At 52.3% G+C, this 13443-nt stretch carries 10 protein-coding genes; 6 read left to right on the top strand and 4 right to left on the bottom strand.

The window, feature by feature from the left end; translation table 11 throughout:
* The first annotated feature begins 103 nt into the window (after positions 1-103).
* The 4 genes from tcuR (at position 104) to BZK40_RS10645 (ending at position 5006) form a co-directional block, all read left to right on the top strand.
* On the top strand, positions 104-1030 hold the full coding sequence (gene tcuR / locus BZK40_RS10660) for a tricarballylate utilization LysR family transcriptional regulator TcuR (protein WP_079934614.1): 927 nt from the start codon (positions 104-106) through the stop codon (positions 1028-1030).
* 97 nt (positions 1031-1127) lie between these two features.
* Entirely contained in the window at positions 1128-2531 is a 1404-nt protein-coding gene (tcuA, locus tag BZK40_RS10655; RefSeq protein WP_079934613.1) for an FAD-dependent tricarballylate dehydrogenase TcuA, read from the top strand.
* Complete coding sequence (tcuB, locus tag BZK40_RS10650; protein WP_079934612.1) at positions 2518-3657, top strand: tricarballylate utilization 4Fe-4S protein TcuB; 1140 nt, start codon at positions 2518-2520, stop codon at positions 3655-3657. The genes tcuA and tcuB overlap by 14 nt, the downstream gene beginning before the upstream one ends.
* Positions 3658-3710: 53 nt before the next feature.
* The gene (locus tag BZK40_RS10645) at positions 3711-5006 is read left to right on the top strand and encodes an MFS transporter (RefSeq protein WP_079934611.1); all 1296 of its coding nucleotides are present in this window, start codon (positions 3711-3713) and stop codon (positions 5004-5006) included.
* A 50-nt stretch (positions 5007-5056) separates the two neighbouring features.
* Here the strand turns inward: BZK40_RS10645 and BZK40_RS10640 are convergent, their stop codons facing one another.
* The 4 genes from BZK40_RS10640 to nagE all read right to left on the bottom strand — a co-directional run bounded on the left by BZK40_RS10640 (position 5057) and on the right by nagE (position 11086).
* Positions 5057-5389: a ChiQ/YbfN family lipoprotein gene (locus BZK40_RS10640; RefSeq protein ID WP_008784106.1), complete on the bottom strand. Its 333-nt coding sequence runs from the start codon at positions 5387-5389 to the stop codon at positions 5057-5059.
* Positions 5390-5438: 49 nt separating this feature from the next.
* Positions 5439-6845 (bottom strand): chitoporin ChiP, encoded by a 1407-nt coding sequence (gene chiP, locus BZK40_RS10635; RefSeq protein WP_008784105.1) that lies wholly within the window; start codon positions 6843-6845, stop codon positions 5439-5441.
* Positions 6846-7281: 436 nt separating this feature from the next.
* Positions 7282-8949: a glutamine--tRNA ligase gene (glnS, locus tag BZK40_RS10625; protein ID WP_008784103.1), complete on the bottom strand. Its 1668-nt coding sequence runs from the start codon at positions 8947-8949 to the stop codon at positions 7282-7284.
* Positions 8950-9136: 187 nt separating this feature from the next.
* Positions 9137-11086, bottom strand: a complete 1950-nt coding sequence (nagE, locus tag BZK40_RS10620) for a PTS N-acetyl glucosamine transporter subunit IIABC (RefSeq protein WP_048235881.1) — start codon at positions 11084-11086, stop codon at positions 9137-9139.
* A 342-nt stretch (positions 11087-11428) separates the two neighbouring features.
* Here nagE and nagB point away from each other — a divergent pair, with 342 nt between their 5' ends.
* Both nagB and nagA read left to right on the top strand, forming a co-directional pair.
* A complete protein-coding gene (nagB, locus tag BZK40_RS10610; protein ID WP_003022803.1) occupies positions 11429-12229 on the top strand; it encodes a glucosamine-6-phosphate deaminase in 801 nt (266 codons plus the stop codon).
* 61 nt (positions 12230-12290) lie between these two features.
* Positions 12291-13439 (top strand): N-acetylglucosamine-6-phosphate deacetylase, encoded by a 1149-nt coding sequence (gene nagA, locus BZK40_RS10605; protein WP_003831339.1) that lies wholly within the window; start codon positions 12291-12293, stop codon positions 13437-13439.
* Positions 13440-13443 lie beyond the last annotated feature (4 nt).

Here is a 13443-nt window from a genome sequence, read left to right as displayed (position 1 = left end):
TTCCGGTTGGCTTTTTTTATGGGCATTACCTGCCCTTTTCCCCTTCCCTCCGCTCCTGTGTTGCTTTAATGTAAAAATCAATTGCCCCTTCCGGAGAGTCGAAATGGAACTTCGCCAGCTACGCTATTTTGTGCGCATTGTAGAAACCGGCAGCTTGGGTAGCGCGGCGCTCGATCTCAATATCGGGGTTTCGGCACTCAGCCAGCAAATGTCGCGTCTGGAAAACGAACTCGCTATTCGCCTGCTGCAGCGCACCTCGCGAGGCGTGACGCCCACCAGCGCCGGGATGGCTTTTTACTCCCAGGCGCAGCTGGTGCTTCGTCACGCAGACGACGCGATCCTCGCCGCACGCGAGTCCCGGCTTTCCGGGCACGTCAGCGTCGGCATGGCTCCCAGTACTGCTTCCGTTCTCGGAATGCCGTTTATCAACGCCATGCGGGAAAGCTACAGTGATGTCCGTCTGCATGTGGTGGAAAGCCTCTCTGGCAATCTGGAGCGGATGATTAATACCCGCCAGATTGATCTGGCTGTCGTATTTCAGAAAGAAAAGATCCTGCGCTGGAGCGCCATACCAATTCTCGAAGAGCGGCTGTTTTTGATTGGGACTCATGCTTTACTGGCTGATATTGCCGAAGACAATATTGCTCCAGCCCAGCTGGCAAGTATCCCATTGATAATGCCAAGCCCGGGCCACGGTCTGCGCGGCAGGCTGGAAGCGATTTGTCAGGAACACGCGCTGAACATTGAGATCGCCACGGAAATTGATGGTCTGGCGCTACTCATGCGCGCCGTGCGCAGTGGCATTGGTGCCACTCTCCAGCCCGGCGCGGCAATTTCCCATCTCGATAAAGAGACGCTAAGAGTGATCGGCGTCCACAATCCAATACTTAGCCGCCCCAACTTTCTGGTGAGTCTCTCAGACGATGAACTCACCCCGGCAGGCCTCGCGGCCCGCGTGGTGCTGACGAAAGTGATGCATCAACTGGTGGAAGCAGGAAGCTGGCCTGGCGCCATCCTTTACAATAACTAAAGTACCGTTTAGCACCACGTCATAGCGCCCGCACAAGCCGTGCGTATACATTTCAATTACAAATTTAACAATTAGTTAAATGGTAATGGAGTATACGATGGTTGATGTTCTGGTAATTGGCGGTGGCAATGCCGCGTTATGCGCTGCCTTGTCTGCCCGCGAGCAAGGAGCTTCGGTACTCCTGCTCGAAGCGGCTCCCCGTGAATGGCGCGGAGGAAACTCCCAACACACACGTAATTTACGTTGTATGCATGACGCGCCGCAGGATGTGCTGGTGGAAAGCTATCCTGAAGAAGAATTCTGGCAGGATCTGTGGCGCGTCACGGAAGGGAATACCAACGAAGCGCTGGCGCGTCTGGTGATCCGTACCTCTTCACAATGCCGTGACTGGATGCGTCAGCACGGCGTTAACTTTCAACCTCCTCTCTCCGGCGCTTTGCACGTGGCGCGAACCAACGCCTTTTTTATGGGCGGTGGAAAGGCCCTGGTGAATGCCTATTACCGCAGCGCAGAAAAGCTGGGCGTTCAAATTCGCTATAACACCCCCGTTCAGACGCTTGAACTGCGTAATGGTGAGTTCGTGGCGGCGTTGGCAGGCGAAGAGCGCATCACAGCGAAATCCTGCGTGCTTGCCGCTGGCGGATTCGAATCTAACCGGGAGTGGTTGCGCGAAGCCTGGGGGGAAAATGCCCGCGGCGAGTGGCCTGCGGATAACTTCCTGATTCGCGGCACGAGTTTTAATCAGGGCGTACTGCTCAAATTTATGATGGATGCTGGCGCAGACATTATCGGCGATCCCTCCCAGTCACACTGTGTTGCTATTGATGCCAGAGCACCATTATATGATGGCGGGATTTGCACCCGCGTGGACTGCGTTTCGCTCGGTATTGTGGTGAACCGGGATGCTGAGCGTTTTTATGATGAAGGTGAAGATTTCTGGCCCAAACGCTACGCCATCTGGGGACGTCTGGTCGCTCAACAGCCAGGACAGATTGGCTACTCCATCATCGACAGTAAAGCTATCGGACACTTCATGCCTCCGGTCTTTCCTGGCACGCAGGCCAATACGCTGGCTGAACTGGCCTTTCAGTTAGGACTGGATGCCGAACGCTTTACCCACACCGTGACAGAGTACAACAACGCCTGCCAGCCAGGTCAGTTCGACCATACCGTTCTGGATAACTGCGCCACTAAAGATTTGCTACCCGCGAAAACGCATTGGGCGCGACCGCTGGATCAACCGCCTTACTACGGCTACGCCCTGCGGCCAGGAATCACCTTCACTTATCTTGGGTTAAAAGTGAACGAACGCGCCGCTGTGCATTTTGCAGGGCTTCCAAGCCGTAACCTGTTCGTCGCCGGAGAGATGATGGCGGGCAACGTGCTGGGCAAGGGTTACACCGCAGGCGTGGGGATGTCGATCGGCACGACCTTTGGCCGCATTGCCGGAAAAGAAGCCGCGCTGGCCGCACGTAAGGAGACACGTCATGAAGCAGCTTGAGAAACTGATCATCAAAGCGCAAATTATCACCGAACCGGAAGCTGAAGTTGAACGTGTGATGCAGGTGTGCAATGCCTGTCGCTATTGTGAAGGCTTTTGCGCCGTATTCCCGGCCATGACGCAACGTCTGGAATTCGGTAAAGCGGATATCAATTATCTGGCAAACTTGTGCCATAACTGCGGCGCTTGCCTGCACGCGTGTCAGTATGCCCCGCCTCATGAATTTGCCATCAACGTGCCGAAGGCGATGGCGGAAGTCCGGCTCGAAACCTATCAGCATTACGCGCAGCCCGCCGCTTTTGGAGCGCTATATCGTCGCGCAGGCGTAACCGTGACGCTGGCGCTGGTATTCGGTCTGATCCTGTTTTTACTCCTCGCTATAGGTTTGAAAGGTTCACTATTCCATCCTCCGCTGGCCGGGGATTTCTATCAAATTTTCCCGCATAACCTGCTGGCCTGGATGTTTGGTTCGGTCTTTGTTCTGGCGATCGGTTTGCTGATGGCAGGCGTGATCCGCTTCTGGCGCGAGATTTCTCCGGGCATGCCGCGTTCCGCCGAGATTGCTGAAGCCTCGCACAATGCGCTGACGCTGAAGTATCTCGATGGAGGCCATGGCAAAGGTTGTAACGAAGCGGATGATGCTTTCACCCTGATGCGTCGCCGTTTCCACCACTTTACCTTCTATGGTTTTATGCTCTGCTTTGCCGCCACCGTGGTGGCAACGGGCTATCACTACTTTGCAGGCATAGAAGCACCCTACCCGTTCTTCAGCGTTCCGGTCATGCTGGGCACGTTGGGTGGCATTGGCCTGGTTGTCGGTCCGGCTGGCTTGCTATGGCTTAATCTCAGGCGCTCACCGCTACACGGCGACGCCCGGCAAAAACCGATGGATCGCGGTTTTATTTTGCTGCTGCTGCTGACCAGTCTGACCGGTCTGGCGCTGCTGGCGGGAAGAGATACCTCATGGATGGCTATTTTACTGGCCATTCATCTCGGCATGGTCATGGCGCTTTTTCTGACCATTCCTTACGGAAAATTTGCCCACGGATTTTACCGCTGCGCAGCCTTACTCAAGTGGGCGATTGAGAAACGGCGCGGCAAACAGGCGGGGGTCACAGGCGACTAACCCGCACACTCTTACCTCTATAAATATTATGATAAGACAGTGGAGCAAACCCAATGACACAACAACCATCGCGCACCGGAACTTTCGGCGCAATACTGCGGGTAACCAGCGGTAATTTTCTCGAACAGTTCGACTTTTTTCTGTTCGGGTTTTACGCCACCTATATCGCAAAGACTTTCTTCCCCGCGGAGAGTGAGTTTGCCGGGCTCATGTTGACCTTTGCGGTTTTCGGTTCGGGTTTTTTAATGCGGCCCGTTGGCGCAATCGTGCTGGGTGCTTATATCGACAGAATTGGTCGCAGGAAAGGGCTGATGGTGACGCTGGCCATTATGGGATGCGGTACCCTGCTGATTGCCCTGGTACCCGGTTATCAAAGTATTGGCCTGCTGGCTCCTGTGCTGGTATTAGTCGGTCGATTATTGCAGGGCTTCTCTGCGGGCGTAGAGTTGGGCGGCGTTTCGGTTTATCTTTCTGAAATCGCCACGCCTGGCAATAAAGGTTTCTACACCAGCTGGCAGTCCGCCAGCCAACAGGTTGCCATTGTGGTGGCAGCGCTGATTGGCTACGGCCTGAATGCCACGCTGGGGCACGATGAAATCTCTGAATGGGGCTGGCGCATTCCGTTCTTTATTGGTTGTATGATTATTCCGTTGATCTTCGTCCTGCGCCGCTCGCTTCAGGAAACGGACGCATTTTTACAACGTACACACCGTCCCGACACCAGGGAAATTTTCACCACTATCATCAAAAACTGGCGTCTGATCTCAGCGGGTACACTGCTGGTGGCGATGACCACAACGACGTTTTACTTTATTACCGTCTATACCCCGACCTATGGCAGGGCTGTACTCCATCTGAGCGCTCGCGACAGCCTGATCGTCACCATGCTGGTCGGTATTTCTAACTTTATCTGGCTGCCGATTGGCGGAGCGATTTCTGACCGAATTGGTCGCCGCCCGGTGTTGATGGGGATTACCGTACTCGCACTGCTCACCACCTGGCCGGTCATGCACTGGCTCACCGCCGCGCCAGATTTTATGCGCATGACGCTGGTCCTGCTTTGGTTCTCGTTCTTTTTTGGTATGTACAATGGGGCAATGGTCGCGGCACTCACCGAGGTAATGCCTGTCTATGTCCGTACGGTGGGTTTTTCACTGGCCTTCAGTCTGGCTACGGCGATTTTTGGCGGTCTGACACCCGTCATATCCACGGCGCTGGTCCAGCTAACCGGAGATAAAAGCTCGCCGGGATGGTGGCTGATGTGCGCGGCACTTTGCGGACTCGCCGCCACGGCAATGTTGTTTGTCCGCCTGAGTCGTCATTATCAACCGGCCGAACAGAAACTCTGACATGCAAACGGGCGGAGAATTCTCCGCCCGTTGTATTTTCATTTTTCGATTTACTGCGCAGTATTCTTACTGCGTATTTCCTGCCAGACCTTGTCACAATCAGCATTGACGGACTGACCGTTACCCGTGCGCGTGGCCTGGATACACTGCTGATAATCCAGCACGCGTACGCTTTCTTCATTGGCAAACTGTTGGTGCTGTTTTTCTTTCTTCAGCACATTCAACACGCTTTGGCAGGCTTCAATTTTCTCCGGCGATCCCTGCGCGGTATTAATACACGCGCTGTAGGCTTCTTTCAGACGGCTGTCCTCTTTCGGCGCAGGAGATTGCGCACACGCCACCAGCCCTGATGCCATAACGGCGATGAGTATCAGTTTTTTCATAGCACTTTCCTCAACGAGGCGGCAGGCACCCGGCCTGCCGCTGTTGGCATTAGAAGATGGTGAACGGAGCAATAACGATGAACTTCACGTCGCGCTCATCCTGGAACATGTTGCCGTAGCCACCGCCCCAGCTCGGAATGTCTGAATGGTTGTCGTACTGAGTGAAGTGCAGCTTAAACATGGTGCCCTTCGCACGACCTTCCTGCAGGGTGTAGACCGCATCCAGGCTGTAAGAAGATTCTTCGATAGTCCGGTTTTTGTCGTAGTACGCATCCGGGTTGAGCTGCCAGGTTGATGGCTTAGCATCCCATGCGTAAACGTAGGACGCGCCTACCGCCCAGCCCGGCAGATTCCAGTTCTTCAGGTCATACATTGCGCCGAAGAAGACTGCCTTTTCACCGTTGGCGTTGAAGTCAGAACGGTTATCCCACCAGACATCCAGACGACCGTTTGAAGAGGCGTAGGTTGGGGTCATACGCTGCAGGAAGTAACCCTGCTGGCCGTCCGCTTTAACCCAGGTCCCTTCCAGACGAAGGTCAACGACTTCTGCCACTTTGTAGCCAAAGGTCAACGCCTGCAACCAGGCAGTGCCATCATAAATATCGTTCACGGTACGATCATCAACCTTGTCGCGTGCACCGTAGAACTGGTAGCTGGTGGTAAATGGGTTACCGCCTAAATCGAATTTGTAGCTGGCTTTTGCGAAGTACTGATCGACGTAACCTTCAGACTGACCAAATGCCGCTTCCAGCAACAGGTTATTTTTGAAGTCATATTTCGCGCCAATTGAGTGCAGGTAATCAACGCTGGTCTTTTTATCAGCCTGATAGAATTTATCGACTTCGGTGTGCCACGGTGCTTTATATTCGTTAGCCCACATATAGGAGAAGCTCAGTGCGCCAGCATCACCGTAATCGAAGTTGGCACCGGCTTCAGCACCCTGATAGGTACCTGGCATAAAACTCCAGTGCGGTGCCAGCAGAGTCTGCCCGGTTGGTTGAATGTAACCGGCGCGCGCCCAGGTTGGGCCGTATTTAAATTTGGCTGCTGCTTTATAAAGGCTAATCCCGCTCTTATCGCCGGAGTAATCCTCGTCATAGCCTTTATTTTTAGAAGAGAATGCGATTTCGTTTGGATGGCCGCTTTCGCTACTTTCGTTCATTTCAATAGCGGTAAATGCTGCGATATCAATACCAAACATATCGGCCGCGTAACCGGACTGGAAGTCGAGGTTAGCGTTCCAGGTGGAGTGAGAAAGGTTGGTTTTATATTTGTCATGATCGGTCACATCTTTACGGTCACGCTCACGCTGCCAGTAATAGATGCCGCCGGTTAAGGTTGAGTCATCAATAAATCCTTCGGCGTGTACCTGCGGAGCGACAACAAAACCCGACATTGCTGTGATACCGGCGATAGCCAGCGCCAGCGTACTACGTTTGCCACTAAACGTACGCATATGTTAATCCTCTTTGACGTATAAAATGCTGCCGACAAAAGCGGACAGCGAAAAAACAAAAAATAAAAAAGTAGCGCTAAGAAAACCTCAGTGACTACAATGAATAGACTATTTTTCGCGACGCGAATTATCAATCTCTTTCTGTAACGAGTATGTAATAGTATGAGCAACCGCACATATTTGATTGCTTTCTGTTACATTTTCATTGGAAGATAAAAAAGCGTTGAAAAAATGAAAAAATCGCTTGTTTTCCATGGAGATGAAATCGGTTTCAGCCCATTTCATATTGAGGTAAGTTATTTAAACGTAAAAACATTCGCCCAGTCCATTATTACGGACATGTAATTAATTCGCTCCGCAAACGGAGCCTGGAACACGGTTTTTTTGCGAAAAAAAACGCCGCATGAAGCGGCGTTTAGAGAGGATGTGTTGCGGCTTATTCGCCCGCTTTAGCCCACGTGTCACGTAGACCAACGGTACGGTTAAACACCAGCTTGTCAGCCGTTGCATAACGACTGTCCAGGCAGAAGTAACCTTCACGCTCAAACTGGAACGCTTTACCTGCAACCGCTGCCTTCAGCGACGGCTCACCGTAACCCTGCTTAATGACCAGCGATTCCGGGTTAATAACGGACAGGAAGTCTTCCGCCGCGCCTGGATTTGGCACGCTAAACAGACGATCGTACAAGCGGATTTCAATCGGCAGCGCATGGGACGCGCTCACCCAGTGAATAACGCCTTTGACTTTACGACCATCGGCCGGGTCTTTGCTCAGGGTGTCGGCATCGTAGGTGCAGAAAATGGTGGTGATATTCCCTTCCGCATCTTTCTCAACACGTTCGGCCTTGATCACATAAGCATTACGCAGACGTACTTCTTTGCCCATCACCAGACGCTTGTACTGCTTGTTCGCTTCTTCACGGAAGTCTGCGCGATCGATCCAAATTTCACCGCTAAATGGCACTTCGCGGCTGCCCATTTCCGGTTTGTTCGGATGGTTAGGCATGGTGACCAATTCGCTTTCGCCCTGCGGATAGTTTTCGATAACCAGTTTAACCGGATCGATAACCGCCATCGCGCGCGGGGCGTTTTCGTTCAGATCTTCGCGGATACAGGATTCCAGAGAAGCGATCTCAATGGTGTTGTCTTGCTTGGTCACGCCAATGCGTTTGCAGAACTCACGGATCGCGGCAGCGGTATAACCGCGACGACGCAGGCCAGAAATCGTCGGCATACGCGGATCGTCCCAGCCTTCAACGTGCTTGTCGGTCACCAGCAGGTTCAGCTTGCGCTTGGACATCACGGTATATTCCAGATTCAGGCGCGAGAATTCGTACTGACGCGGATGAACCGGAATGGTGATGTTGTCCAGCACCCAGTCGTACAGACGACGGTTATCCTGGAACTCCAGCGTACACAGGGAATGCGTAATGCCTTCCAGCGCATCGCTGATGCAGTGGGTAAAATCGTACATCGGGTAGATGCACCACTTGTTGCCGGTCTGGTGGTGTTCGGCGAACTTAATGCGGTACAGCACCGGATCGCGCATCACGATAAACGGCGACGCCATATCGATTTTCGCGCGCAGGCAGGCTTTACCTTCTTCAAAGCCACCGGTACGCATTTTTTCGAACAGCGCCAGGTTCTCTTCGACGCTACGATCGCGGTACGGGCTATTTTTGCCAGGCTGAGTCAGCGTGCCGCGGTATTCGCGGATTTCGTCCGCTGACAGTTCGTCAACGTACGCCAGGCCTTTATTAATAAGCTCTACTGCATAGGCGTGAAGCTGATCGAAGTAATCCGAAGAGTAGCGAATGTCGCCAGTCCAGTGGAAACCTAACCATTCAACGTCGTTTTTAATCGACTCAACGTACTCGATATCTTCTTTAACCGGGTTCGTATCATCAAAACGCAGGTTGCACTGGCCCTGGTAATCTTGCGCAATGCCAAAGTTCAGACAAATGGATTTCGCGTGGCCAATGTGCAGATAGCCATTTGGCTCCGGCGGAAAACGGGTATGGATAGTGGTGTGCTTACCACTGGCCAGATCTTCATCGATGATCTGACGAATAAAATTACTCGGGCGGGCTTCAGCCTCACTCATCGTGGATTCCTCAAAGCGTAAACAACGTATAACGGAGTATGATCTTATAAGCGACGTCAGGAGACAACTATTAGTTGCACAAAAAAGGTGTTTCAACAGGATATATGAGGGCATTTGCTGCAAAAAAAAGCGGCGGAGGAATATCCCCCGCCGCTTAAGGCACTTAACTCACTTTACTCAGGAGCAGTTATTTACCTTTAATCTCATACAGTGGTGTTTGACCGGCAACCACATGACCTTCGGCTTTAATAACCAGAGCGCCGAAATCATCGCTGTTGCTGCACACAACCGGGCTTATCATCGAACGTGCGTTAGCGTTCAGGAACTCCAGATCCATTTCCAGAATCGGTTGGCCTGCAGTAACTTCCGCACCTTCTTCAACCAGACGCTTAAAGCCTTTGCCTTCCAGCGCTACGGTATCGATGCCCATATGGACCACGATTTCCGCGCCTTTAACAGTTTCCAGGCAGAACGCATGGTTAGTGTTGAAGATTTTCACGATAGTGCCCGCAGCCGGAGCAACCACGATTTTATCCGTTGGTTTCACTGCCACGCCGTCGCCTACTGCTTTGCTGGCGAAGGCTTCATCAGGAACCTGTTCCAGCGCAACTACGTCACCAGTAATCGGAGAAACCAGCGCTTCAACGGTGACTGCATTCGCTACAGCCTGCGGTTTTGCTACTGGGGCCGCTGCTGCTGGCGCACTTTCACCAGATGCTGCTGCCACCGGACCACGCGCGACAACTTTCTTCATTTCGTCGCCGATGGATTCGGCTTTCGCACCCACGATGACCTGGATAGTTTGCTTGTTCAGCTTAACTACTCCAGATGCACCTAAACGCTTACACATCGCATCGTTTACGCGACCGGAGTCGGCAACGGTCAGACGCAGACGAGTGATACAGGCATCAATCGCTTTCAGGTTATCAGTACCGCCAACCGCTGCAATGTAGTTGGTTGCCAGTTGAGCCAAACCTTCTTCAGTGTTGCTGTTGGCTTCTTCAGTAACGATATCGTCTTCTTTATCTTCGCGGCCCGGCGTTTTCAGGTTAAACATACGAATAACCGCGCTGAACAGCACAAAGTAGATAACGAAGAACACCAGACCCATCACCACCAGCATCCAGACGTTCTTACTTGCTGCTGGCAGGTTGTACATCAACACGTAGTCGATAGCACCTGCGGAGAAGGAGAAGCCTGCGTGGATCCCCAGCAGTGTTGCAACGAACAGGCTGATACCCGTTAACAGTGCGTGCAGGAGGTACAGCAGTGGAGCCAGGAACATGAACAGGAATTCCAGCGGCTCGGTAACACCGGTCAGGAACGCGGTGATCGCAACGGACAGCAGCATACCGCCAACCATCGGACGACGTGCTTTCGGAGCCGCGAAGTACATCGCCAGCGCCGCACCCGGCAGACCAAACATCATGATTGGGAAGAAGCCAGACATGAACATACCCGCAGTGCCGTCACCCGCGTAGAAGCGGTTGATGTCACCGTGGAATACGGTACCTGCAGCGTTAGTAAATTCGCCAATCTGGAACCAGGCGATGGTGTTCAGCACCTGATGCAGACCGGTTGGGATCAGCAGACGGTTGATGAAACCAAAGATACCGGAACCCAGCGCGCCAGCGCCCACGATCCACTCACCACCCGCATGGATGGCGTTCTGTACCGGCGGCCATACGTAACCGAAGATAGCAGCCAGCACCAGACAGAAGAAGCCAGTGGCGATCGGCACAAAGCGTTTGCCGCCAAAGAAGCTCAGGAAGTCAGGCAGTTTGATACCAGACCAGCGGTTATACACGGCACCGCCGACCAGACCGGTGATGATACCAGCCAGCACGCCCATATTGATTGCAGGGTTAATGGTAACCATTGCTTTGGTCAATATGAAATAACCGACCGCACCTGCCAGCGCTGCTGCACCTGCGCTGTCTTTTGACCAGCTGGAAGCAACACCGATCGCAAAAATTAACGCGAGGTTATCAAAGATGGCCCCACCCGCTTGCGCGATGAAGGGTACGTTAAGTAAATCTGGTTGGCCGAATCGCAGCAGCAGTGCCGCGACTGGCAGCACAGCGATGGGGAGCTGTAACGCCCTACCCAGCCGCTGGAAAAAACCTAAAATATTCATTTTATTCCCCCTACGAGACCCCGATTAGGCTTCTTTGAAGCCATATTTTTATTGTGCGACCATTCCTGACAGCAAGATTCTGGAACAACGATATTAACCATTCATCTACATTCAGAGTGTGTGAAAAATTAATTCGTATCGCAAATTAAACGCGTGTTTTTTGTGATTCCAGTCACCAAATATCGTTATTAACCCTCCCTTTCACTGGCTAACCAGGAAAACTTATTTTATCATTCAAAAAATCGAAACGGATTGATCCTTACCGATGCAAAACCAGGTTACGCTTATTACTGCACAGAGACTCAATCCGCCAACTGCTTACTTTTACTTTTGAGGTGAAGAATGAGACTGATCCCCCTGAATACCGCTGAACAAGTCGGCAAATGGGCTGCTCGCCATATCGTTAACCGTATTAACGCGTTCAAACCAACGGCAGATCGTCCGTTCGTTCTGGGCCTGCCGACTGGCGGTACTCCGCTGACAGCTTATAAAGCATTGGTTGAAATGCACAAAGCGGGCCAGGTGAGCTTCAAGCATGTTGTTACGTTCAACATGGACGAATATGTTGGCCTGCCGAAAGAGCATCCGGAAAGCTACCACAGCTTTATGCACCGCAATTTCTTTGATCACGTTGATATTCCAGCAGAAAACATCAACCTCCTCAATGGTAACGCGCCGGATATTGATGCAGAATGCCGTCAGTATGAAGAAAAAATCCGTTCTTACGGTAAAATCCACCTGTTTATGGGCGGTGTAGGCAACGATGGTCACATCGCGTTCAACGAGCCAGCTTCCTCTTTGGCTTCCCGTACCCGCATCAAAACGCTGACTCACGACACACGTGTTGCTAACTCACGCTTCTTTGACGGCGACGTAAGCCAGGTGCCTAAATATGCGCTGACCGTTGGCGTGGGCACCCTGCTGGATGCTGAAGAAGTGATGATCCTGGTTCTGGGCCACCAGAAAGCACAGGCGCTGCAAGCCGCCGTTGAAGGCAACGTTAACCACATGTGGACCATCAGCTGCCTGCAGTTGCATCCAAAAGCCGTTGTGGTCTGCGATGAGCCTTCCACCATGGAACTGAAAGTGAAGACGCTGAAATACTTCAACGAGTTAGAAGCGGAAAATATTAAAGGTCTGTAATTGATGTCTCCGCCCTGTCGATAAGTTGCAGGGCGGCATTTTTTTGAAATCGGGGGTCGGAATGTATGCTTTAACCCAGGGCCGGATCTTTACCGGTCACGAAATTCTTGATGACCATGCGATTGTTGTCGCCAATGGCCTGATCGACAGCGTTTGCCCACTGGCTGAATTACCGTCAGGGATTGAACAGCGCTCACTGAATGGGGCCATTGTTTCCCCCGGTTTTATTGATGTACAGCTGAACGGCTGCGGCGGTGTGCAGTTTAACGATACGGCAGAAGCCGTAACCGTTGAAACGCTGGAAATCATGCAGAAAGCCAATGAAAAATCTGGCTGCACCAACTATTTGCCAACGCTTATCACCACCAGCGATGACCTGATGAAACAAGGTGTTCGCGTGATGCGTGAATACCTGGCGAAACACCCGAATCAGGCATTAGGACTTCATCTTGAAGGCCCGTGGCTGAACCTGGTGAAAAAAGGCACCCATAATCCGGGATTTGTCCGTCAGCCGGACGCTGCACTGGTTGATTTCCTGTGCGATAATGCGGATGTGATCACCAAAGTCACACTGGCACCAGAAATGGTCCCGGTAGAGGTCATCACCAAATTGGTGAATGCGGGTATCGTGGTTTCTGCGGGTCATTCCAATGCAACGGTAAAAGAAGCAAAAATCGGATTCCGTGCAGGTATTACCTTTGCAACGCATCTGTTCAACGCGATGCCGTACATTACCGGCCGCGAACCCGGTCTGGCGGGCGCTATCTTGGATGAAGCCGATATCTACTGCGGTATCATCGCCGATGGCCTGCACGTTGACTACGTTAACATTCGTAATGCTAAGCGCCTGAAAGGCGACAAGCTGTGCTTGGTTACTGACGCGACCGCGCCAGCAGGTGCAAACATTGAACAGTTCATTTTCGCTGGTAAAACAATATACTACCGCAATGGACTGTGTGTTGATGAGAACGGTACGTTGAGCGGTTCATCATTAACCATGATTGAAGGCGTACGCAATCTGGTCGAACATGCGAATATCGCTCTCGACGAAGTCTTACGCATGGCAACGCTCTACCCTGCTCGCGCCATTGGCGTCGACAAACAACTCGGCAGCATCGCGCCAGGCAAAGTAGCCAACCTGACTGCGTTCACGCACGACTTTAAAATCATCAAGACCATCGTTAATGGCAACGAGGTCGTTACTGAGTAAGAGA

This window comes from Citrobacter portucalensis, assembly GCF_002042885.1.
GTDB lineage: Bacteria > Pseudomonadota > Gammaproteobacteria > Enterobacterales > Enterobacteriaceae > Citrobacter > Citrobacter portucalensis.
Note: the sequence above shows the minus strand (reverse complement) of the source record. Positions and strands in the feature narration are given on the sequence as shown.